Source organism: Helicobacter mesocricetorum (assembly GCF_900198605.1).
GTDB lineage: Bacteria > Campylobacterota > Campylobacteria > Campylobacterales > Helicobacteraceae > Helicobacter_D > Helicobacter_D mesocricetorum.
Genome location: NZ_FZPJ01000001.1, coordinates 22,321 through 45,730, shown reverse-complemented (window position 1 = coordinate 45,730; position 23,410 = coordinate 22,321). Strand labels below are relative to the sequence as shown.

The 23,410-nt window shown below is 33.5% G+C and carries 23 protein-coding genes; 4 read left to right on the top strand and 19 right to left on the bottom strand.

Going from position 1 to position 23,410, the window contains the following annotated elements:
• Positions 1–56: 56 nt before the first annotated feature.
• The 12 genes from argJ to C6H18_RS00180 all read right to left on the bottom strand — a co-directional run bounded on the left by argJ (position 57) and on the right by C6H18_RS00180 (position 9,859).
• Positions 57–1,247 (bottom strand): bifunctional glutamate N-acetyltransferase/amino-acid acetyltransferase ArgJ, encoded by a 1,191-nt coding sequence (gene argJ / locus C6H18_RS00235; protein WP_104721121.1) that lies wholly within the window; start codon positions 1,245–1,247, stop codon positions 57–59.
• Positions 1,240–2,367 carry a potassium channel family protein gene (locus tag C6H18_RS00230; RefSeq protein WP_104721120.1) on the bottom strand — a complete coding sequence of 376 codons (1,128 nt, stop codon included), beginning with the start codon at positions 2,365–2,367 and terminating at the stop codon, positions 1,240–1,242. Before C6H18_RS00230 ends, argJ begins: the two co-directional genes overlap by 8 nt.
• A 21-nt stretch (positions 2,368–2,388) precedes the next feature.
• Positions 2,389–2,577: a 50S ribosomal protein L28 gene (gene rpmB, locus C6H18_RS00225; RefSeq protein ID WP_104721119.1), complete on the bottom strand. Its 189-nt coding sequence runs from the start codon at positions 2,575–2,577 to the stop codon at positions 2,389–2,391.
• Positions 2,578–2,651: 74 nt separating this feature from the next.
• Positions 2,652–3,608 (bottom strand): NAD(P)-binding domain-containing protein, encoded by a 957-nt coding sequence (locus tag C6H18_RS00220; protein WP_104721118.1) that lies wholly within the window; start codon positions 3,606–3,608, stop codon positions 2,652–2,654.
• Positions 3,592–3,801 carry a cbb3-type cytochrome oxidase assembly protein CcoS gene (ccoS, locus tag C6H18_RS00215; protein ID WP_104721117.1) on the bottom strand — a complete coding sequence of 70 codons (210 nt, stop codon included), beginning with the start codon at positions 3,799–3,801 and terminating at the stop codon, positions 3,592–3,594. The genes C6H18_RS00220 and ccoS overlap by 17 nt, the downstream gene beginning before the upstream one ends.
• Entirely contained in the window at positions 3,798–4,352 is a 555-nt protein-coding gene (gene maf, locus C6H18_RS00210) for a septum formation inhibitor Maf (RefSeq protein WP_104721116.1), read from the bottom strand. Before maf ends, ccoS begins: the two co-directional genes overlap by 4 nt.
• A gap of 54 nt (positions 4,353–4,406) precedes the next feature.
• Positions 4,407–4,769 carry a holo-ACP synthase gene (gene acpS, locus C6H18_RS00205; RefSeq protein ID WP_104721115.1) on the bottom strand — a complete coding sequence of 121 codons (363 nt, stop codon included), beginning with the start codon at positions 4,767–4,769 and terminating at the stop codon, positions 4,407–4,409.
• 3 nt (positions 4,770–4,772) lie between these two features.
• On the bottom strand, positions 4,773–5,306 hold the full coding sequence (fliL, locus tag C6H18_RS00200) for a flagellar basal body-associated protein FliL (RefSeq protein ID WP_104721114.1): 534 nt from the start codon (positions 5,304–5,306) through the stop codon (positions 4,773–4,775).
• 63 nt (positions 5,307–5,369) lie between these two features.
• On the bottom strand, positions 5,370–6,434 hold the full coding sequence (gene pheA / locus C6H18_RS00195) for a chorismate mutase (RefSeq protein ID WP_104721113.1): 1,065 nt from the start codon (positions 6,432–6,434) through the stop codon (positions 5,370–5,372).
• Entirely contained in the window at positions 6,434–7,699 is a 1,266-nt protein-coding gene (gene lysA / locus C6H18_RS00190; RefSeq protein ID WP_104721112.1) for a diaminopimelate decarboxylase, read from the bottom strand. The genes pheA and lysA overlap by 1 nt, the downstream gene beginning before the upstream one ends.
• A 53-nt stretch (positions 7,700–7,752) precedes the next feature.
• Positions 7,753–8,916, bottom strand: a complete 1,164-nt coding sequence (locus C6H18_RS00185) for an FtsW/RodA/SpoVE family cell cycle protein (RefSeq protein WP_104721111.1) — start codon at positions 8,914–8,916, stop codon at positions 7,753–7,755.
• A gap of 34 nt (positions 8,917–8,950) precedes the next feature.
• Positions 8,951–9,859, bottom strand: coding sequence for a methylenetetrahydrofolate reductase (locus C6H18_RS00180; RefSeq protein WP_104721110.1), 909 nt, complete (start codon positions 9,857–9,859; stop codon positions 8,951–8,953).
• Positions 9,860–10,055: 196 nt separating this feature from the next.
• On the opposite strand from C6H18_RS00180, the gene C6H18_RS00175 reads away from it, so the two are divergent.
• Complete coding sequence (locus tag C6H18_RS00175; protein WP_104721109.1) at positions 10,056–11,708, top strand: N-6 DNA methylase; 1,653 nt, start codon at positions 10,056–10,058, stop codon at positions 11,706–11,708.
• A 99-nt stretch (positions 11,709–11,807) separates the two neighbouring features.
• On the opposite strand, the gene ychF is transcribed toward C6H18_RS00175, so the two are convergent.
• The 6 genes from ychF to C6H18_RS00145 form a co-directional block, all read right to left on the bottom strand.
• Positions 11,808–12,920 (bottom strand): redox-regulated ATPase YchF, encoded by a 1,113-nt coding sequence (ychF, locus tag C6H18_RS00170; RefSeq protein ID WP_104721108.1) that lies wholly within the window; start codon positions 12,918–12,920, stop codon positions 11,808–11,810.
• A 1-nt stretch (position 12,921) separates the two neighbouring features.
• The gene (locus C6H18_RS00165; RefSeq protein WP_104721107.1) at positions 12,922–14,346 is read right to left on the bottom strand and encodes a leucyl aminopeptidase; all 1,425 of its coding nucleotides are present in this window, start codon (positions 14,344–14,346) and stop codon (positions 12,922–12,924) included.
• Complete coding sequence (locus C6H18_RS00160) at positions 14,330–14,932, bottom strand: DedA family protein (protein ID WP_104721106.1); 603 nt, start codon at positions 14,930–14,932, stop codon at positions 14,330–14,332. The genes C6H18_RS00165 and C6H18_RS00160 overlap by 17 nt, the downstream gene beginning before the upstream one ends.
• 67 nt (positions 14,933–14,999) lie before the next feature.
• Positions 15,000–15,356 (bottom strand): methionine-R-sulfoxide reductase, encoded by a 357-nt coding sequence (locus tag C6H18_RS00155; RefSeq protein ID WP_104721105.1) that lies wholly within the window; start codon positions 15,354–15,356, stop codon positions 15,000–15,002.
• Between the two features lie 10 nt (positions 15,357–15,366).
• On the bottom strand, positions 15,367–18,795 hold the full coding sequence (locus C6H18_RS00150; RefSeq protein ID WP_104721104.1) for a methionine synthase: 3,429 nt from the start codon (positions 18,793–18,795) through the stop codon (positions 15,367–15,369).
• Positions 18,792–19,361, bottom strand: a complete 570-nt coding sequence (locus C6H18_RS00145) for a DedA family protein (protein ID WP_104721103.1) — start codon at positions 19,359–19,361, stop codon at positions 18,792–18,794. Before C6H18_RS00145 ends, C6H18_RS00150 begins: the two co-directional genes overlap by 4 nt.
• 231 nt (positions 19,362–19,592) lie before the next feature.
• Here C6H18_RS00145 and C6H18_RS00140 point away from each other — a divergent pair, with 231 nt between their 5' ends.
• Positions 19,593–19,793, top strand: coding sequence for a hypothetical protein (locus C6H18_RS00140; protein WP_104721102.1), 201 nt, complete (start codon positions 19,593–19,595; stop codon positions 19,791–19,793).
• 35 nt (positions 19,794–19,828) lie between these two features.
• Here C6H18_RS00140 and C6H18_RS00135 read toward each other — a convergent pair whose 3' ends face one another.
• Positions 19,829–20,467 carry a DUF305 domain-containing protein gene (locus tag C6H18_RS00135; RefSeq protein ID WP_104721101.1) on the bottom strand — a complete coding sequence of 213 codons (639 nt, stop codon included), beginning with the start codon at positions 20,465–20,467 and terminating at the stop codon, positions 19,829–19,831.
• Between the two features lie 148 nt (positions 20,468–20,615).
• On the opposite strand from C6H18_RS00135, the gene speA reads away from it, so the two are divergent.
• Both speA and cysE read left to right on the top strand, forming a co-directional pair.
• On the top strand, positions 20,616–22,466 hold the full coding sequence (speA, locus tag C6H18_RS00130) for an arginine decarboxylase (protein WP_104721100.1): 1,851 nt from the start codon (positions 20,616–20,618) through the stop codon (positions 22,464–22,466).
• A complete protein-coding gene (gene cysE, locus C6H18_RS00125; RefSeq protein WP_104721099.1) occupies positions 22,466–23,173 on the top strand; it encodes a serine O-acetyltransferase in 708 nt (235 codons plus the stop codon). Before speA ends, cysE begins: the two co-directional genes overlap by 1 nt.
• The last annotated feature ends 237 nt before the right edge of the window (positions 23,174–23,410 follow it).

The window sequence follows — 23,410 nt, the reverse complement described above, 5'->3', positions numbered from 1 at the left end:
CAGTGTTTTCTAGGGTATGGGATAGAGGTTTATAGTTGCTTTGGTTAAAACAATTTCTAGCTCCTATAATCTGCATTGATTTTAATATATTCATAGCCCAAATCACAACCATAAGCGGTAAAAGATTCTTCACCTAAACCGATATTGCATGTGATTTTATAGGAATCTTGTTGGAGGATTTTTGCGGCTTTTCTTTCATTTTCATTATCAAAATGAATCTCTCCTTTGGAATAAACGCATACATCGCCAAAATAAATTTCTAAGGTATCAGGATTGCATTCTATGCCACTTGCGCCAATGGTAGATGCTATCCTACCCCAATTTGGATCGCAACCAAAGAGCGCAGTTTTAACCAATAGGGATTGACTAAGGGCTTTTGCTGCTTTTATTGCTTCTTCTTTATTTTTTGCTCCTTTAACTTCAAAGGCAACAAGTTTTGTAGAACCTTCTCCATCCCTTAGTATCTCTAGTGCTAGTTGTTGCATAATTTGTGTGAGGGCAAAGAGAAAGGCTTCTTTGTCATAAGCTTTGCTTTTGCCATTGCTTAAGAGCAAAATTGTATCATTAGTTGAGGTATCTCCATCGACACTAATAGCATTAAAAGTTGTTTTTACAGCTTCTTGCATTAATGGTTTCATATCATCTTTAGGGATAGCTGCATCGGTTGTAATGAAACATAGCATTGTCGCAAGGGATGGATTTATCATACCTGCTCCTTTGCAAATTGCACCGATTCTAAAATGGCTTTTATCTTTTAAAAGCACTTCAAAAGCAAGAGTTTTATTGAATTTATCCGTCGTCATAATTGCAAGGGAGGCTTGTTTGTTGTCTGTATGGTGTAAATGTATTTGGTGGAGTGATTGAATGATTTTTTCTTTTGGGAGTTGAACGCCAATTACACCTGTGGAACTCATAATGGGATTAATGATTTGTGGGTGTAATGTTTGGAGTTCTTGGAGGATTTCTTCAATGTTTTTTAATCCTTGTATGCCTGTTAGCGCATTAGCATTTTTAGAATTTATTAAGACAAAATTTGTCTTAAAAGATGGGTTGTAATTTTTGTAGTGCAAAATGGGTGCGGCTTGAAACTTGTTTTGTGTGAAAATTGCTTCCACTTCACAGGGGGTATCAGAGTAGATAAAAGCAATATCAGGCATTGAATCTTGTTTTAATTCCGCACTTATGCCATCACAGAAAAATCCCTCTGCTGCAACTACTCCATTATCAATAGGAAAGAGACTAAACATATTTTAACTCCTCAGGTTTATCTTTTTTGGCTATTAATTGCTTGGTTAAACGCACTCCATTGGAAGTCCCAATAACAAGTAGTTTGCATTCATTGGTGATTAATGTATCTCCATTTGGCATAGAGATGAATTTGCCATCTTTTTGTGTAATTCCCACAATAAAGGTCTGTGTAATTTCTTGCAGATGCGTTTCTTTGAGTTTTTTTAAGATTAACCAAGAATAGCGAGGGACGAGAATTTCTTCTAAATCAAGGGGTGTGTTTTTTTGGTAAGCAAAACGTTCAAGGAGGTTTTCCATATCTGGGCGGGTTGCCATAGCATTAACTCTTTGTGCGAAGAGTCTAGAGGGGGATACGACATAATCTGCCCCGAGTTTTTTGAGTTTTTCTTCATCTTCATTAGTGTTGGCATTGCCAATGATAAAATAGGGTTTGCGTCCTAATTCCCTTTCATAAAGGCGCACTGAAGCAATTTGTGCAATATTATCCGCAATGTTGTTTGAAAGCGTAATAACGCCTCTAGCACTAGAGAGATGGGATTTTAGCATAGCAATTTCTGTATGAGGGTTTTCATTAACATAAAAAGGATAGTGATATTTTGCTGCAATATCTTCTAGTGCATTATTGTTATCTACGACAACAAAGGGTATATGAGCCTCTCTGAATTGTTGAGAGAGCTGGATAGTGTATTCATTATGATAGCAAATGATGAAGTGGTTTTTAAGTCGGGCGATTTTGTAAATCATATTGCGTTCCTTGATGATAGAGATGAGTTTTCCACGATTTAATACATCAATAATACTAATAACAAAGAAACTTAAAACAGCTGAACCAGCAAGCATTACAATTGCTGTATAGATGATGTCTAAAGCGTCAAATTCACTTTCTTGTAGCGCTCCAAAGCCTGTTGTTGTAAAAGTATAGGAAGCTTGAAAAAAGGCTTCAATTAGGTTGTAATCCGAGATAACCACATAGCCTAATGTGCTAAGAAGCAATCCTAAAAATAATAATATAAAAGGAGTTCTAAAAGGTTTTAGTTGTTCATAAAGTGGTCCTGATAAATCAATATCAGGTTTTTGGACACCCTCCCAATGGAGGAATTTTTTAAAATTATTCAGCACTACTTAATCCAAAATAAAGGATTAAGAGTGCTTTTTCATAGTTCTTAGAGTAGAAGCAGCGACCTTAATTTTAGTAGTTGTTCCATTCTCTAGTTTAATTCTAATGGTTCTTAAGTTTGGGAGAGATCTTTTTTTTGTCTTATTGTTTGCGTGGCTTACATTATTGCCAACCATAGGACCTTTTCCGCTAAAAAAACATCTTCTTGCCATTTCTTATCCTTATAAATAAGATTGTAAAATAAATTTCTATTCTACTAAAACTTCTATAATAAAACCTTAAAATCTTAAAGTCTTGCTTTGATGCTTTGGATAATATGGAATCCGTGATTTAATGCTGCTGCAATAGAGCCTCCATTTTTAAAAAGAATATCACCAGCAATATAAATGCCATCTACAGAGCTTTGATGATCATCTCCGACTATAGGAGTGCCATCTTCATTGAGTTGTAAATTACATTTTTTGAGAAAATCAATAGGGGCTATTCCACCAATGGCATAAATAATCCTATCAAAAATTTCGCTACTATCATCTGTAAAATAAACCTTTGGTTTGCCTTTTTCATCTTCTATTTTTTGGATATCTATACCAAATTTTGGAGTAATTTTTTGGGATTGTAGGCATACATTTAAATTATCTTGGTTTGTTTCGTTGATTCTTGAAAATTCTGTGCGTCGATAATTGAGTGTAATAGGATTAGTTTGGCTAAGCACACAAGCGTATTCAACAGCAGAGTTTCCACCACCTACAACTAAGATTTTTTCTCCATCTTGAGTGGTATTGGCATTAAAGTTGATTACATTTTTAAGGGAACTTGGAAGTGGGTAAGAAGGTTTGTTGGGTTGTCCCATTTTTCCAATGGAGATTACGATAAATTTAGCCTTTATCGTTGCATTATTAGCTGTTTGGATAGCAAATAAATCTCCCTTTTTTTTAATGGATTCTACTTCTGTATTGAAATGAACCTCAAAGCAGTTCTCTTTAATGATTTTATCAAACAAATCTAAGGTGCTTTCTTTTGTTCCATCGCAGAAATAGATATTACCATTAAGCTCTATTTTTTGTCCCTTATAATCTTTATCTACTCGTTTTTTGTCTTTATAAAATTTACGGATAGTTGTAGAATGACCATCTCCTTTTTCAAATAAAATTACATCTTGGATTCCTAAAATTACTGATTCAACCGCAGAAGCAATACCTCCTGGACCTCCTCCAATAATTGCAATATTATAAAATTCTTTCATTTTTTCCCTTTTTTATTGATTGATTATTTGCCATATGTCGTAAGTCTTCCTCACTATCAAATAAAACACCTTGCATCATTTTTTTTTCATCATCAAATTGCCCATTCTTTAGCCCCCAAATGAAAGCAATAAGCCCCATTAATCCAATAACAATTGAAGTAGCAAGCATTATAGCAACCATTCCAGTATTCATAATATTTCTTTTAAAAAGGGTTGAAGTGCTTGGAAGTTTAATCCCATAGCATTAGAGGTTTCTCCGATTTGTTTTTTGATATATTTTTGATGAAATCCCTCTACCATAACGGCTCCTGCTTTATTTTTCCATTCTTTACTAGCAAGATAAGTTTCCATATCTTCTTTGTTGAAATTAAAAAATTCATAATATGTTTGACTAAGATTTAGAAAATAGAAGTTTTTAGAATGTAAAATCATACAAGTTAAAATATTAATAGAAGCGTTACTTTGTGCTGACAAGAAACTTCTTGCTTCTTCTAGGCTCTTGGCTTTTCGTTGGAGTTTTGTGTCGCACTCTACCACACTATCGACTACTAAAAGTGGAATTTCTAGCCCATAAGTTTGGAGTGCAACCTTATGTTTGCCAAGTGTAGCTTGATAGACAAAACTTTTAGGTGTTTTTAAAGATAGACTTTCTTCATTGAAATTATTATCACATTGTATGAAAGGAATTTTATATGATGATAAGATTAGTTTTCTGCTAAGTGAGGAAGAGCATAATCTAATCACAAAATTCCTTTTTAATGAGATAAAGTCGCCATTATAGCATTTTTTTATTGAAGCCTATTTTATTTTAAAATTTGCAGCAACAATTGCGATAGCTAAACCATTATCGTGGGTTATAGAAAGACTTAGAGAATGGAGATTAAAAGCAATAATTTTATCTTGTGTGAGTGTTAGGAGAGGGGCTCCTTTTGGGGATTTTGAAATTAAAATGTCATAAAAAGTTAGTTCTTTAGAGATACCGCATTTTAAAGCTTTTGAACAAGCTTCTTTTGCCGCCCAAAATCCTGCAACATTTTGAGCTGTTTTGGTAATTGCTATCTCTTGTGGAGTGAGGAATCTCAATAATCCCTTCTCTCCAAATCTTTGGATAAATAATTCAATCCTTTTAATGGAGACTAAATCAATGCCAACTTCTATCAAATATTATTGCACCACAAATTCAGTGAAGAATAAGTTTGATATTCTACCATCAACCAAAAATTCATTGATTCTATCAATCATTTCTTCTTTTAGCTTTTGTTTGCCTCTTGTTGTTTGGACTTCTTCAAGGGTTTTGGAGCTTAAGATGGTAATAATAACATCACGTATAACATCATTTTTTGTATCAATCTCTTGTTGTAAAGGTGCTGTGCTTAATTCCAAAACAATAGAGGTTTTTAAATATCTTTTACCACTTCCACTGCTCATTAAATTAATAATAAATTGTTTGAGGGGATACATAGGTCCTACACTTAAAAGGCTGCTATTTGGGTTTGCTATACTTCCTTTTTCTGCTGCACTTTGTTGTGTTGGTTGAATGGGATCATTGGCTTGAGGTTCATCATCACCGCTAAAGATTAAAACGGCTACTACAATTAAAATAACTAAAAGTAATACCGCAACACCAATAATAGCAAAGAGAATCATTTTGTTTTGTTTTAAGGCTGATAATTTAGATTCTTTTCCTTCTTCTGCCATTTAAGCTCCTTTTGAGTTTATGAAAGCAATTATAGTATTTTTTTAACAGATTTTTCAAGCAAACTAATTTTTGAAATAGCTCCCGAGCCATTTTAATTCTTTGGGGTAAATTTCAAAGAGTTGGTGAATGTTATCATCATCAATATGCCCATCTACATCAATAAAAAAACAATAGCTAAAGTTGCCATTTGAATGTGCTGGACGAGATTGGATAGAAGTCATATTGATATTAAGCTTTTTAATATCTTGAAGCAAGTGATACAATACCCCGGGTTTGTTGGTATTTACTAGATTTGCAAAAATAGAAGTTTTGTCTCTACCGCAGGATTGATTTTTAAAGTTGCTAATGATAATAAAACGCGTTTGGTTATGGGCGTTATTTTCTATATTTTCAAACAAAATTGGCACTTTATAGAGTTTAGCCCCAATATGTGAGCATATACAAGCGGATTTAGAATCTTTTGCGGCAAGTTGAGCGGCTCTAGCTGTAGAATCTACGGGTATTTTTTGGATATGGTCTAAGCTTCTTTCGTTTAAGAAATGGGAGCATTGTCCAAAGGCAATATCTTTTGAGTAGATTTTTTTAATCTCTTGAATGTTTTGAGAGGAAGTTGCAAAACAATGGTGGATTGGCATATAAACTTCAGCCACAATTTTTAAAGGAGTGCTTTTTAACAAATCAAGCGTTTCCCCAACTATACCATTTTGATTATTCTCAATAGGAATTACTGCATAGTTTGCGCAACCTTGTTCAACGCTTTTAAGGGTTGTTTGTATGGTGTTATAAGAGAGATATTCACATATTGCCCCAAAGCGACTTTCAGCGGCTTGATGAGTATAGCTTCCAAGTGGTCCAAGATAGGCTACTCGTTCTGGAAGTTCAAGATTCCTACTTACCGCAAAAATCTCTAAATAAATGGATTCAATAGCATTTTTCTTTAAATGAATAGGATTTTTTTTAAGTAATCGTTGGATAATTTCTTGCTCTCTCTCTGGACGATAAATAGGGGCATTGCTTTGCATTTTGAGCTTTCCAATGTTTTTGACAATCTCCATACGTTTTTCTAAAAGCTCTAAAATACTATCATCAATGGTATCAATTTCTTTTCTAAAATGTTCTAACTTCATCAAAACTCCTCTAAATAATCCTTTTCTAAAGCAATTAAATCTTCAAAACATTCTCTTTTGCGAATAAGTCGTAATTTGCCATCTTCAATCGCAACTTCTGCACATTTTGTGCGAGTATTATAATTACTTGCCATACTAAATCCATAAGCCCCCACACTAAGCACTGCTAATATATCCCCACTTTGTAGTTTGGGTAGATTAATGTTTTTTCCTAAATAATCACCGCTTTCGCAAATGGGTCCTACAATATCAGCGGGACTTTGAGGGGTTTTTGTATCTTTTAGCGGGATAATTTGGTGGTAGGCATTATAAAGACTTGGGCGGATTAAATCATTCATAGCTCCATCAACGATAATGAAACGTTTATCTTGATTTTGTTTTTCGAATAAAACCTTTGTTAAAAATACTCCGCTATTACCTACGATAAATCGACCCGGCTCACAAATAATAGTCATATCAAGCCCTCTTAGGGTTTCTAAAATAGCTTGTGCATAATCATAAGGATCAATAGTAATTTCATCATTATAAGTAATTCCAATACCTCCTCCAATATCAAAAAACTTTAAATTGATTTTTAAAGCCAATAAACTATGTGTCAAAGAGGCAATTTTCTGTGCAGATTCTTGAATGGGTGTAAGCTTGGTTAATTGACTGCCTATATGAAAGTGAATCCCGATGGGTTCTAAGATTTTAGAATTGTGCGCATATAAATAGAGTGATTTTGCCTCTTCAATGCTAACACCAAATTTATTTTCTTTTAACCCTGTGGAGATATAAGGATGTGTTTGGGCATCAATATCTGGATTAACACGGATAGAGATTCTAGCATTTAAATTCATAGCTTTAGCGATTTTCTCAACCCTTAAAAGTTCTTCTTTACTTTCAATATTGATAAATAAAATGCCAATTTTTAAAGCCTCTTGTATTTCATAATCTTGTTTTCCAACACCGCTATAAATAATCTTATAAGGAGGGATTCCAGCAATAATAGCGCGTTTAATTTCTCCTAGAGAAACGCAATCTGCACCACTTTCTAAGGTGGAGAGCTTTTTAATGACGCTTAAGTTAGGATTTGCCTTTAGGGCATAACAGATAAGTGTTTTTCTTCCAGCAAAGGCTAGTTTTAGTTGTTGGTATTTTTCTGCTATGTGGTTAAAGTCATAAACAAAAAGCGGAGTTTGGAATTCTTGTGCGGCTTGAAGTAAGACTTGATTGCAAAGATTACCGCTTAATGTAGGAATATTTAAGGCTTTGGTGTCTTTCATTTTGTCTCTTTGTTGTGTTAGGATTTAATATTATAATTAAACTCTCCTAAAAGTTAGGATATTTTTGCCCTTTTGCTAATAGACAAAACCATACCAATCATAATACTTGAGCTTAAAATCGCGCTTCCACCATAGCTTAAAAATGGGACGGCAATACCCTTTATAGGAATAAGTCCAGAAATACCAAAAGCATTAATCAAAAAAGAAAATCCTAAAATAATGGCAGTGCCTGAACAAAAAAGATAATAAATGGTATTTTCGCATCGGTTGGCGATTTTTAAGATTCTAAAAATAAGGCTTAAAAAAAGCAGACTTATGCACATTAATCCTAAAAATCCTATTTCCTCTGTGATGCCTGCTAAAATAACATCGGTATGCACTTCACTTAAAAAACCAAGTTTAATTAGCCCATTGCCTAAGCCCTCTCCCAAAATACCTCCATTGGCTATGGCATTTAGGGAATGTTGGACTTGATAAGGTTCTGGGAGGTTTTCAACGCGCAAAGAATTGGCAATACTTGGAGGAAAGAATGAGAGAATTAAGTCTTGCGTTCCAGCCCACCACGCTTTTACTCTCATAATACGATGAGCGCTTGTGATGATTATAATAATAAAGAGTGTGAAGGTAAAGCTTAGTAAATATAAAAAAAGTTTAAAAGAAGAACCTGCAAAAATCATCATTAAAGCTAAGGTTGTGCCAAGTAGCACGATTTGCCCTAAGTCATTTTGTAAAATTGCAATCAGATAAACAGCAATTAAAAATACTAGTGTATAGGGCAGAAAAGTAATAAACTCTTCTTTTAAATCTTTTTGCTCTTCTAAAGAAAATCTTCGTGAGAAACTCCAGGCTAAAAAGATTACAAAACCAATCTTAAAAAATTCGACAGGAGCTAAGGAGAAAAAGGGTAGTCTAATCCATCTTTTCGCTCCTCCAGCACTTGTTGCAAGGCTTTCAGGGAGGAAGTGCATAATAAACATTAAAAAAATTCCACCAAAAAATAATAAAAATCCAAACTTTAAAATAAAAGAATCTGGATTGCATTTGGAGATTCCCCACATTAGTAAAATCCCTAAAACTCCAGCAATACATTGACGAATCATAAAATGAAATTCATTATATTCATAATATAAAGCAGCAAAAGTAGAGAGAGAATAGGAAAATAAAATACTAATAGTGATTAAACTTACACTAAAGAAAAATAAAGGACGATCAACCATTGATATTATTCTACTTAAAATTTATTGTGGGATTTTAGCATAAAATATTTTCAATGAGTTTAGGTTTATTAGCACTCATAAAATGAATTTTTTGGTAAAAACACCGAAGTTTTTCAAAGAAATCCTTACTTTTTGCTAATCCAATGGCTACCTCATTATTCTGCCTATGGGCTTTTTCTAGGGTATCAAGCCAATCTTGTGGCACATAGACACCGGGTAATTTATGGTGTAAAAACAAAGCAGTTTTATAGGAAGTAATGGGGAAAAAGCCAAGTATCAAAACAGATTGTGTATTGCATTCTTGATTGATTTGTTTATTCCAGCTTATGAGTTCTTGAGCAATTTGTAAGTCATAAATGGGCTGTGTGAAAATCGCTTCTGCTCCATTTTGTATCTTTTCTTTCATCTTTTTATACAAGGTTTCTTTTTTGTTTGGATAAGCATTTAAGACACTAAAAGGATAGATTTTCTTGCACTCCCCTTGAATATTTTGGTCGTTAATATCTTTTTTTTGGTTGAGTTGTCGTATGATTTTAAGCAATAAATTACTATTGCCTTCAAAAACCCCTTTGGCTTGTGTTTGATTACCAAGCCTTAAGGGGTCTCCTGTGAGTGCCAAAATAAGCCGTAGGTCTAAGCTATTCATTCCAATAAGCTCACTTTGCAAAGAGAGAGTATTTCTATCTCTCATAGACATCGTTGTAATGCTTGGGATTTTAAAAATATTTTGCATTTTAAGGCTAGCCAAAGTCGCACTATGTTTGAGTTTAGCCAATGGAGAATCTGTGCAAACAAAAGCATCAAGCTGTTGAAGTAAGGAGTCGCTAAAATTATAAAAGTCCTCTAATGAGAAGCTAGCAGGTGTCGAAAACTCATAGGTAAAGCATTTTTGGCTATTTTTTAATTTATTGATAAAGTCTTCTATAAAGTGGGTATGAATCATAGTTGGAATAACTCTTAGCGTTTTAGATGAAATTTCTAGGATTTTATAAAAATTTTTATAAATACAAATTGAATTTAAATAAATTTTATAAAAATTTTAGCCTCTTTATAAGCAGGAATGGAGGGATAATTCTGCTTACTAAGGAGAAATTTGTTATAATTTTACCACTTGTTTAAAGCAATAAAGAGGGGAATTTATGAAAGAATTGTTGCAAAATTTTCAATATATTCAAAGATATTCTAAAGATAATTTAGAATCTTTAAAAGTGATTTTGCAATTTTTATTAGTTCATCAAAACACAACGTTTAAAAATGTGTTGCTTGATACAAAAGAAAAGCAAATTCCAAAATCTTTTTATCAATATCTAGAATCTTTGCATATAGAGCCAATCTTAATTGATGGGAAGTTAAATTGGAAAAAGGTTTTACGAAATTTTGGGGAATTGCCTATTTCTTTAGAAAATATTGAGAGGTTTATCCAAGCCGTTGCTTTACAAAAGACCATTTTGGGATTTTATGATTATGTTACCCCTATTGAGATTAATATTCTTATTTTAGATCTTTTAGAGATTAAAAAGGGAGAGAGTATTTATAATCCTTGTTGTGGTATGGGGAGTTGGATGCTTTCATTAAAAGAAAAGAGAAGAGATTGTGTTATTTATGGCGAAGATATTAATGGAGAACTTATTAGTATTGCAAAGATTCTAGCTTCTTTAGCGGGAGTTAAAGAGGCTCATCTTCAAGTCATTGATGTTTTAAATGATGTTTCTTTATCAAAAGATAGAGGAGTGTTTGACAAATTATTTTGCCATCCTCCTTTAATTCGGCAAACTTTACCTAACTTCAAAGAGGATTCTCGCTTTGTCTTTTTAGATTATTATTCCAAGATAGCTCCTGAAATACCATTTTTAGCGCATTCTTTGGCTCATTTTAAGACAAAAGCGATTTTCATCATTCGTTCTGTTTTGCTATATAAAGATTTGGGTAAAAAATTCTGTGAATATTTGACAAACAATCGATTATTGGAATGCATTATGGAATTGCCTAAAAATATTTTTCCCCACCAAATGGGAGAATTTTGCTTATTGGTATTATCTAAAGAAAGCAAAAAAGTACTTTTTATGGATTTAAAGAGTTTTTTTCTAAAAGAAGGTAAATATAATAGAATTATTAACAAAGAGGAGATTTTAGATTTATATTTTTCTAAACAAAATGGAGCTTACTCACAATTAGTGAGTTATGAATCGCTAGAGAAAGGTTACCTAAAGCCTACTTTTTATATACAAAACACTTTAATGGATGATAAAGTAAAGCTTAAGGAATATTTGCAAACCTGTTTTAGAGGGCAGAGAATTGATACGAGGGGTAATAAAGACCTTATAGAATGCTATGATATGGGAATAAAGAATTTTGAAGATTATGGTTTTACCAACACCTTTGGCGAATATAGCCTTAAAACAAGCTCGAAGAAAATACAGGATATTCGCTTATATCCTTATGATATTTTATTAGCTATTCGTGGAGTGAATCCAAAGGTGGCGATTATAGGTGAAGAGATTGGGGATAAAATTGTTATTGCTAATGCTGGGATTTTGGTATTGCGATTAAAAGATTGCGGGATTGCTAAAGCTTTATATTTATATTTTATCTCAAAAGAGGGAAGAAGGTCTTTAAGTGAGATTTATCAATATAATAATGAAAGAATAGGGGAGAGAGAGATTGAGAATTTTTATATCCATAATAATTTTTTAAAAGACTTTCAAGAGAGATTTGAAAGCCTTTGTCAAGAAAGTGCATTCATAAAAAAGCACCAACAAAATATTCAATCTTTGCTGGGTTTTAAAGAGTAAAACATAAAATGAGGCAATGGGATTTATTTTTAAGATGATATAAATGCAACCTTTAAGGGGTTTGTGTTGAATCAGATGTGATAAAATTTTCACAAAAGATTATTTAGAGACATTAAACCTAAAATGTATAATATCACCATCTTTTACAATATAGTCTTTTCCTTCTGCTCGCATTGCTCCTGCTTCTTTTGCTTTGGCTTCTCCTTGGTATTGGATAAAATCTTCATAAGCAATAACCTCTGCTTTAATAAAGCCTTTTTCAAAGTCTTGGTGTATCACACCCGCTGCGATAGGGGCTTTATCGCCTTTATGGATAGTCCAAGAGCGCACTTCTTTTACCCCTGCTGTAAAATAGTTAATCAAGCCTAGTTTTTGGAATCCTAAGCGGATAATGCTATCAAGCCCACTTTCTTGAATGTCTAATTCTTTTAAAAATTCTTTTTGTTCCTCTTGTGTTAATCCTACCAATTCTTCTTCTATTTTTGAACAGATTTTGATAACTTCAGAATTTGTTTTTTTGGCATAATCTTGAAGATTCTTAAAAAATTCATTATCTTCTTTTAAGCCTTCTTCATCGACATTTGCTCCATAAATAATGGTTTTGTTTGTTAAAAATCTAAGTTCTTTATCAAGGGCTATAAATGTTTCGCTGTCTTTATTTTGAAAATCTCTTACAGCATTTCCACCTTGAATATGTTTTAGCAAAGATTGGGTGATTTCTAAATCCATTTTTGCTTTTTTATCCGTTCCACTTTTTGCGTTTCTTGTAAGCTTTTCGATTCTTTTTTGGAGGGTTTGCATATCTGCTAAGAGTAATTCTGTTTCAATGATTTCTATATCGCGTAAAGGATCAATATTGCCTTCAATATGTGTAACATTGGAGTTATTAAAGCAGCGCACAATATGCAAAATTACTTCGGTTTCTTTAATATTACCAAGAAATTGATTGCCTAATCCCTCTCCTTTGCTTGCACCTTTAACAAGTCCTGCAATATCTACAAATTCAATCACAGAGTGTTGAATCTTTTGGGGATTAACAATTTTTGCTAATTCTCTTAATCTCTCATCAGGGACAGGAACAATAGCTTTGTTGGGTTCAATAGTGCAAAAGGGATAATTGGCTGCTTGTGCGTTTTGGGTTTTAGTTAAGGCGTTAAAGGTTGTAGATTTTCCTACATTAGGTAAGCCTATAATTCCAATAGATAAGCCCATATTATGCCTTTGATTTTTGTCTAACAAATTCTATACAAGCCCTTACTCCAGCACCGGTTGCGCCAAAGGGATTTACTCCCCAAGATTTTTCTACATAAGCAGGTCCTGCAATATCTAAGTGTAACCATTTTTGTGATAAAGATTCTGCGACAAACTCTCCTAAAAACATCCCTGCTGTTATTGCGCTTCCATAACGACTTGATGGAATATTGCAAAGATCTGCCACTTCGGATTTATAAAGCTTTTTTAAATAAGGATTAAAAGGAAGGATTCCTCCTAATTCTCCCGCATTAGACGCTATTTTTAAAAAATCTTCTTTGAGCTTTTGGTTGTATCCCATAATTCCCATTGTGTAATCACCTAGTGCTACAACACAAGCTCCAGTAAGTGTCGCTAAATCTATCAAAAAATCAGGTTTTAAATCACTTGCATAGCTAAGGCAATCAGCTAATACTAAACGACCTTCTGCGTCGGTATTTCTTACTTCAATGCTTTTGCCATTTCTAGCAATTAAAATATCATCAGGTTTATAGGCATTCCCTCCAATCATATTTTCTGTTAATCCCAAAATCCCGTGTATTTCAGCCTCTACCCCAAGCCTTGCTAGAGAATCTATGATACCAATAACCGCACAAGCCCCACTTTTGTCTGCTTTCATTGTTGTCATATAGTCACCGGGCTTTAAGCTTAGTCCGCCACAATCATAAGTTAAACCCTTTCCAACAAAAACAAACTTTTTTAGGTTAGATTTTTTTGAAGTTTTAGGTTTATAGGTTAAATGCACTAAATAAGGGCTATGGCAACTTGCCTTAGAGACTGCTAAAAAAGCTTCCATTTTTTCTTTTTCTAAAAATTTTGCATCATACACTTTGCATTCAAATCCGACCTCTTTTGAAAGTTTTTTTACGAAATCAACTATGTATTGAGGGGTAGCTTTCATAGGTGGGGTATTGATAAGTTCCCTTGTTGTATTGACACTATAGGTAATGATTTGGGTTTGTGCAATGAGTGAATCAACAGCTTTTTTGTCTAATGTGGGTGTGTGGATATAAACTTCCTTTAGGGTGCTTTTGGATTTTTCGCTTTTAAAGGTATCAAAGGTATAATCACCAAGTAAGATTCCCTCGCAGATTTCTTTGACTTCCTGCAAGTTTTTTGCTTCTAAGCTTATAGATTTGATTTTGAGTTTTTTAAGATTAATTATAGCTTGGGCTAGGGAATCTCTTAGAGAATTTGGGAAGTCTTCTAAAGATTTTTGAATACCAATAAAAAAAGTTTTACTCTCTGGAATAAAGATATTTCCAATCCCTTCAAATCCTAAAAGAGACAGAGTATCTTTTTGGGCTTTTGTAAGCTGCGACATTTTTTTGTCTCGAATAAAAAGTATTTCTACCTCCCCCTTTTGATAATTAGCTAAAATTTTCATTTGATTTCTCCTGAATGGTTTTTCCAGCTTTTTGCGTAGCTTTATGAAGATAATAGTAGATTCCTCCACCTATGAGAATAGCAAAAGGAATGGCAATATAATAATGCTCTTTTCCATATTCTACAAGTTGTAATAACTCTTCCCCAAAGAAATAAGCTAATAAAATTGTAATAGCTGCCCAAATAATAGCACTAATAAAATTAATGAGGGCAAAAGTCTTTGCACTATATCGCGTAATTCCAATGCTCATAGGAATAATGGTTCTCATACCATACAAATAACGTTGAATAAAAACAATGGGCCAACCATAACGTTGTAAAAGTAGGTGAGCAAGCGCAAATTTTCGTCTTTGGGTTTTGAGTTTGTTATAGATTAGGGGTTTATTGTAACGACCAATGTAGAAATAAACCTGATCGCCTACAAATCCTCCAAGTCCCGCTACAAGAATCGCAATAGGTAGGGACATATGTCCTGTATGAGACATAATCCCAGCCATTATAAGACCTAATTCGCCCTCTAATGTACTCCAAACAAATAAGATAATGTAGCCATATTCTTGTAGCCATTGTATGAATAACTCTTCCATATTTTCCTTAAAGTCTAATAAAGCTGAATTTCACATTCTGATTTTAGCAAAATTTCTCTTACAAAAACTAATTTTTTCTAAAATCCAATGAAACTGAATTTACACAATGTCTCGTGTTTTTTGCTGTAAAACCCTCTCCTTTGAAGATATGCCCCAAATGCCCACCACATTTTGCACAAAGTATTTCTATCCTTCTGCCATCGGCATCAAGCTGCTCTTTAATGGCGCCTTGTATGCAATCATCAAAGCTAGGCCAACCGCAACCTGAATGAAATTTACTCTCTGAAGTGTAAAGTTCATTCCCGCATTGCTTACAAGCATAAATACCCTTTTCAAAAAAGTTTTCGTATTTCCCACTAAAGGGTGCTTCTGTGCCTTTATATAACAGAACTCTTTGTTCTTCTTCATTGAGTTTTTTAAACATTTTTTATCCTTTAAATCGAAAAATATTTTGCCTCTTTATGAGGGACTATTAGAGCTGAAGTTGTAGCTTCTGGAATCATTTGATAAGTTTGGGTAAGTGTTATGCCTAATTTTTCTGGCTTTAAGAGATTAAAAAGTCCTTTGCTTAAGGCTAAATCAGGACAAGCAGGGTAACCAAAAGAATATCTTTGCCCCTCTTTTGTGCCTAATCCTAATTCTTTCCTTACTTTAGCGTGAATAAAATCCGCTAAAGCCTCTGCTAAATCCATTCCCAATGCGTGAGTGAGATAATATTTGTGGTATTTTGAGTCTTTATAAAGCTGTTCTTCAAAAGGGGCGAAATTTAAACCACTTGAGACTAAATGTAAGGCGCAAATATCCCCTTGAGGATTGAAATAATCTCCAAGGCATAAATAAGGTTTTTTGCAAGAGCGCGGAAAAAGAAAGGATTCAAAGTTAGAGAAATCCTTATTTTGACTTAACTCTAAAATAAGCCCGTCTTCTTTTTGCAGAGGTTCTTTGGTGCGAGTATGAAAATACCCATAAAGAACAATGGGTTCAAAAATATTCTTTTCTAAAAACTCTTCTTTAAGGGATTGTAGCATAGGCTCTAATTCTTTTTCTTTAAGGTTTAGATATTCTTCTTTGGGTAATTTGTTGTATCCCCATCGGTGTTTAAACAGCAAATCTTTGTTTAAAAATCCAAAAACTTCATTGAGTTCTTGCATATTGAGTTTAAGATGTTTTTTACCAAAAAAAGGCGGAGAGTAGGTTTGGTATTGGAAATCTAATTCGCATTTTAGGGGTTTTATAGTGATTTCTTCTTTGCCTTCTTGTTTTTTAGCAAGTCTTTTTTGTAGTTTGGAATCTTTTTTAGCATTTTTTTGGCTAGGTAAGGTTAAATCACTAAAGTCTCCACTTTGAATGATTTGCATTGCAGCGACACTATCAAAGGCGTCTTTGCAATAAAAAATAATGCCTTCATAATTAGGGCGACAATACTCTTCTACAAAAGCTTGATTCAAAGCGGCTCCTCCTAGCATAATGGGGATTTTTATTCCTAATCTTTTAAGTTCTTCTAAGTTTTCTTTCATAACAAGTGTAGATTTTACTAGTAGCCCACTCATTCCTATGCAATCTATCTTTTGGGTATTAAGCACTTCTAAGAATTTTTCTAATTCTGCTTTAATGCCTATGTTAATCACATTAAAGCCATTATTGCTTAAAATAATATCTACAAGGTTTTTGCCTACATCATGCACATCACCTTTGACTGTCCCTATAACGATAGTTGTTTTATGGCTGCTTGTTTTTTTGGGTAAGAATTCATTAAGATAATCTACACTTTTTTTCATAACTTCTGCACTTTGTAAAACAAAAGGGAGTTGCATCTCTCCTGCGCCAAACTTTTCCCCGACAATTTTCATAGCATCAATAAGAATCTCATTGACAATAACTTCGGGATTAATCTCTTCTTTGGCTTGGGGTAAGAGTTCTAACATTGCTGTTAAATCTCCATTGATGAGGTATTTTTCTATTTTTTCTTGTGTGCTAAGTTGCAAATCATTGTTTTTTGTTCCTAAATTGAGACTATTTTTATTTTCAAAGTGTTGGATAAAGTCATAGAGAGGTTGTGAGGTTTTTTGGGTATTAAAAATTAAATTTTCACAAACTTCTATATCTTTTTTTTCTAGTTGGTTATAAGCTATGAGGTGAGAAACATTGACTATGGCAGCACTTAAGCCATTTTTTAGGGCATAATGCAAGAAAACAGAATTTAAGCAGATTCTTCCTTCTTTGCTTAAGCCAAAAGAAATATTAGAAAGTCCAAGGATAGTTCCTGCTTTAGGATAAAGCTTATTAATTTCTAAAATAGCATTGAGTGTTTGTATGCCTGCATCAAAATATTCTTCATCTCCGCTCCCTATGGTGAAAGTGAGGGGATCAAAAATAATATCTTCTTCTCTTAAGTTATGGATAGTAATAGCTCTATCCATCATTCTTTTAGCGCATTCAACCTTGCTTTTAGAATCTTTACACATTCCTTTTTCATCAATCGTCAAACAGATTAATGCAGAGCCAAACTTTTTAGCTAATTGCGCAATTGCATCAAATTTTTCTATCCCATCTTCTAAGTTAGCAGAATTAATAATACATCTCCCGCCAATGAGTTTTAAAGCAGTTTCTAAAGCTTTAATTTGTGTGGAATCTGGCATTAAGGGTAGGGAAATTTTCGTGCAATACCGCATAATAAGCTCTTGCATATCTTTGCTTTCATCTCTTCCTGCAAAAGCAGTGCTTACATCAAGGCAATGCGCCCCACTTCTTACTTGTTCCATTCCTACGCTTAAAGCCGCTTCATAGTTTTCTTGTAAGAGAAGTTCTCTAAAAGCTTTAGAGCCTGTTGCATTGGAACGTTCTCCAATGAGTAGTGGAGAGGGAATTTGTTTGAGTGTATAGGCATTAAAGAGAGAGGTGATACTTGGTTGATAGTTTGCCTTTGGTGGAAGAGGGGTTTTGCCTCTAGTTTTTTCTACTAAAAGCTTGATATGCTCAGGTGTAGTCCCACAGCAACCACCAAGCAAAGAGACTCCATTAATATTTAAAAAGTCTTTTTGAATCTCACTAAATTCTTCTGCTTCCATTGGATAATAGGTAACCCCCCCTTTGTTTTGGGGCAAACCTGCATTAGTGTGGATAGAAATGGGAAATTTACAAACTTCACTAAGGGCTAATAAATGCCTTTTGACTAAATCAGGACCTAAACCACAATTAATCCCTAAAGATAAAATATCAAAGGATTCTAAAATATGAAAAAGCGTTACAATATCTGTTCCTATTAACATAGCACCATTGGTTTCAATAGTGGCTGAAACCATAATGGGAATCTCTTTGGCTACGCTTTGGCAAGCATTGATAGCTGCTTTAATTTGCAAGGGATCTTGAGCGGTTTCTAAGAGGATAATATCAGCCTTTGCTTCTTTAAATCCTTCTACGCATTGGCAATAACCTAAAAACATTTCATCATAAGTAATATGCCCTAAACTAGGAAGCTTTGTCCCAGGACCTAAGGAAGCAGCTATAAAAAGTGCATCTTTTTGATAGGTTGAGGGTTTATGTTTATGGATACATTCTTTGGCTAGTTGCACACCTAATTTTGCTATTTCTTTTGCCCTATCTTCTAAACCATATTCTGCTAAAACCCAGGGCATAGCCCCAAAAGTATTGGTTTTTAGGATATTTGCACCTGCTTGTAAATAGCTTGTATGGATTTCTTGAATAATAGAGGGGGTATAAAGATTTAAGGCTTCACTACATCCATTAAGGCTTTCTCCTTTGGTATTTGTTCCCCAATTTGGTATAGCCTTTTTTTGTATTTCTGTCCCCATTGCTCCATCAAGAATTAAGACCTGATTTTTTATACATCTTTTGAGATTCATTGTTGCCTCCATTTTTTACTTGTTTTGCTAAGCCATAGCCATAAACCTCCAAACAAGATGATTATAAATAAAGGTGCAATATAGGGATAATTAGAAAGAGTATCAAAGGTTTTAATAAGAATTTCTCCTAGAAAATATCCACAAACTCCAACGCTAATACTCCAAATTAGCGAACCTATGGCGTTATAAAATATAAACTTTTTAAAAGGATAATGCGTTAGGGCAACTCCTAGTGGAATGAGAGTTTTAAGTCCATAAATGTATTTTTTGATAATTAAAATCCACGAACCATATTTTTTCATTAACAAATGCACTAGAGCAAGTTTTCTGCGGTGTTTTGCAAAATAGGGCATAACACTTTGTTTTTGGTAACGTGCAAGGTAAAAAAGTGCAATATCTCCTAAGAAGTTTGCTATACCTGCTATGATTAAAGTTAGTGTTAAATCCATTTTTCCTACATAACTCAATACGCTTGCACCTACTAAGGCGACAAAACCACCGCCTAAAGAGTATAAAAATAAGAGAATATAGCCATATTGCGCAATTGAGTCAATAACCTCTTGCATTAGTATTCCTTAATAATTTTTAGAATTTGTAAATTTTTTTAGTATAGCAAAGGCTTCATTAAAAAATAAAAATAAGATTTAAACTTTTTATGAGATTTTAAAATCTCTTATCTCTGCTTTTATATCTCTATTTCCGATAATCCTCTATGGGGTTATAGTTTTTAAATAATATTTTTTTAAGGAGTTTTGGGATACAAATAGACTCTAATTTTTAAGAACAAGGAAGCAATTATGAATGTAAGTAGTGCGAATTATTATGGTGGTTACAATGATTATAATTCAACAAGTCAAGGCAATAATACTTTAAACGCTCAACAAAATAGAGATAATGAAAATAATAGGCGTTCAATAGATGCACAAAATGTCCAAAATGGGACAGGAAACAATGGGCAAAATGTTAATGCACAAGATGGGTTTAATATTACAGCTTAATTAATTTTAACTCGTTTAAGAAAAGGAATGGGGGTTTATTCCATTTCTTTTAAAAGATTCTCCATTTCTGCTATCTCTTTAGTCTGCTCTTTGATAATATCATTAGCAATCTCTCGGGTTTTTGAATCATCACTAATTTTTAAAATTTGTTCTGAAGCTAAAATAGCACCTTGATGATGGGGTATCATACCAGCTAAGAAAGCTTTTTGTGGATTATCATCATAAGCTTTATTCATTTTATCCATCATAGAATCCATAGTCTTTTGGCTTTCATCGTAGAAGTTTTTATAAGCTTTTTTGTTTGGTGTTTGGGGGAGAGATTTACTAAGTAAAGAATTAAAAAGTTTAATTTCTTCTTCTTGGCTTTTAATGATGTTTTCTGCAATTTTGCGAATTTTTGGGTTTAGGTTAGGTACTTTTAATACTTCCTTTGAAGCTAAAATGGCACCTTGATGATGAGGTATCATATTGCTTAAAAAATCCTTATTGGCATTTCCGCTTTTTACAGGGCTATGCTTCATCATAGGTTCGTGCATAGATTGTATAATAGTTGTCAAAATCCCTTGATTAGGGGTTTTTATAGACGAATGAGAGTGCGAATGATTATGCGGTTGTGCTAGAGCGGAGCTTGATAAAGCAGTTGCTAGAATGAGCGAATATGTAAAAGCTTTCATTATTGTATCCTTAAAAATTTGAATAAAGTTTTTATACTTTTGGATAATAACTTAAAAAAATAAATGATTAAACAATCACAAAGGCAAAATAAATAACTTTTAAGAATTATGTTACAATGTTTCTGTATTTTGAATTTGAGGTATCGATATGGTTGATTATGGCATTAAATATTGGGCTAATGATGATTTTGTGATTGAAAATGGTCAAGTCAAAGTAAATTACAAAAATAAACCCGCACTCATTGAAATTGTAAAAAGAGTTAGAGAAGATGGGTATAGAGGTCCCTTGCTTATCCGCTTCCCTCATTTGATAGAAAAGCAAATCGAAAAGATTTTTCAAAGCTTTGAAGATTCTATTAAAGAAAATCATTATAAAGGCAAATTTAAAGCTGTTTTTCCTATCAAAGTCAATCATTATCCTAATTTTATTTTACCTTTAATGGAGCTAACACAAAATCGATGCTATGGACTAGAAGCCGGGAGTAAATCAGAGCTTATTATCGCTATGGCTTATACCAATGAAAACGCCCCAATTACCGTTAATGGCTTTAAAGATAAAGAGATGATTTCTCTCGGATTTATCGCTGCAAAAATGGGGTATGATATTACGCTTACGATTGAAGGGTTAAATGAGCTTGAAACTATCATTGAAGTCGCAAAGACTATGGGAAAGCCTTACCCAAAGATTGGATTAAGGATAAGACTTCATAGCACAGGGGTTGGAGTTTGGGCAAAAAGTGGAGGATTTCATTCTAAGTTTGGTTTGAGTGCCACAGAGCTTGTGGAGGCTATTGAGCTTTTAAAACAAAATAAGCTTTTAGAGCATTTTACGATGATTCATTTTCATATTGGGAGTCAAATTAGCGATATTTCGCCTTTAAAAAAAGCTTTAAGGGAATCGGGAAATATTTATGCAGAATTGCGTAAAATGGGAGCTAAAAACCTTAAATATGTCAATATTGGTGGGGGATTAGCCGTAGAATATACGCAATATGAAAATCATCAAAACCGCAATTACACTTTAGCGGAATTTAGTGGTGATGTTGTCTTTACGCTTAAAGAGATTGCTAAAAACAAAAAAGAGCCAGAGCCAGATATTTTTATCGAATCCGGTCGTTATGTTTGTGCTAACCACGCAGTGCTTATTAGTCCTGTTTTAGAGCTTTTTTCTCAAGAATATGATGAGGAAGCTTTGCGCTTAAAAGAAAAGAATCCTCCACTCATTGAGGAACTTTATGACCTCTATAATAGCGTGGTGGATAAAACCGCCATTGAATATTTGCACGATAGCTTAGAGCATATGGAATCACTTCTAACGCTTTTTGATTTAGGTTATATTGATTTGCAAGATAGAAGCAATACAGAAGTTTTGGTGCATTTAATTATCAAAAAAGTGATTAAGATTTTAAAACACAAAAACCATCGTGATATTATTAGGATTCAAGAGCAAGTGCAAGAGCGGTATTTGCTAAATTGTAGCTTTTTTCAAAGTTTGCCAGATTATTGGGGATTAGGACAGAATTTTCCTGTTATTCCGCTTGATAAACTCAACAAAAAACCTACAAGAAGTGCGAGTTTGTGGGATATTACCTGTGATAGTGATGGAGAAATAGCATTTAATAAAAACACGCCACTTTTTTTACACGATATTGATGTCAATAAAGAGGAGTATTTTTTAGGCTTTTTCTTGGTTGGGGCTTATCAAGAAGTGCTTGGAATGCGGCATAATCTTTTTACACACCCCACAGAATTTAGCGTTGTCTTTGATGAGGAGGGAAATTATAAAATAGAAAATCTCTTAGAAGCGCAAACGATTTTAGATGTATTAGATGATTTGGATTATGATACTAAAGAAATTGAGCGACGATTAAAGCAAAAGCTTGATGAGAGTGAGAAAATCTCTGAAGAATCCAAGCAAGAGGTATTAGGACAACTTTATATTATGCTTAGTGAAAATGGTTATTTAAGAACTGTGTTTAAGAATGAGGGAGCTATGTGATGGAGTATGCAAAAACCCTATGGGGAACGATAAAAGAGGATTTTGAAGTGATTTTACAAAAAGATCCTGCGATTAACTCTAAAATAGAATTGTTTTTTAACTATCCGGGTTTAATAGCATTAGTGCATTATCGTTTCGCACATAGTCTTTATAATAGAGGCTTTAAAGTTTTAGCAAGAGTTATAATGGGAATTACGCAATGGCTAACCAATGTCGATATTCATCCCGCTTGTAAGATTGGTCATCGAGTCTTTATCGATCATGGCATTGGTGTTGTTATTGGTGAGACTGCAGAGATTGGCAATGAAGTAACAATTTATCAAGGAGTGAGCTTAGGGGGCGTGAGCTTAGAGAGAGTTAAGAGGCATCCAACTATTGGGGATAATGTGATTATTGGAGCGGGTGCAAAAGTGCTTGGGAATATTGTTGTTGGCTCACATTCAAAAATTGGCGCAAATTCTGTTGTTATTCATTCTATTGCCCCAAATTCTACGGCTGTTGGAATCCCAGCTAAGGCTGTGATTAAAGGTAATAGTGATGATTTAGATAAAATACCTGATATTAGTTATCAGCTTTTTTGCTATATTTATAAACGATTGGAGATATTACAAAAAGATTCACCATTCAATCAGGAGAGATTAGAAGAGATCAATGATTTAAACAAAGTTTATAAAGAATTTTTAAAGGTTATTCAGCAATTTTCTTAAATTTTTCAGTAAAGATTGGGTATTTATAGTAAAATTCCTTTTTTAAAGTTATGGGAATTTGCTACTGCAAGGAATAAGTAATTATCATTTAGCTTATAACTAAATAAGAGATTATTGTAGATTGCAAAATTAATGGAAAGAAAGTTTTATAAGATTTCAATAAAAATAGCACTACAAAAAGAGCTAATTCTTTTATGAAGCTTTACAAGCAAAATTCAAAAGGATTCTTTAAAGATT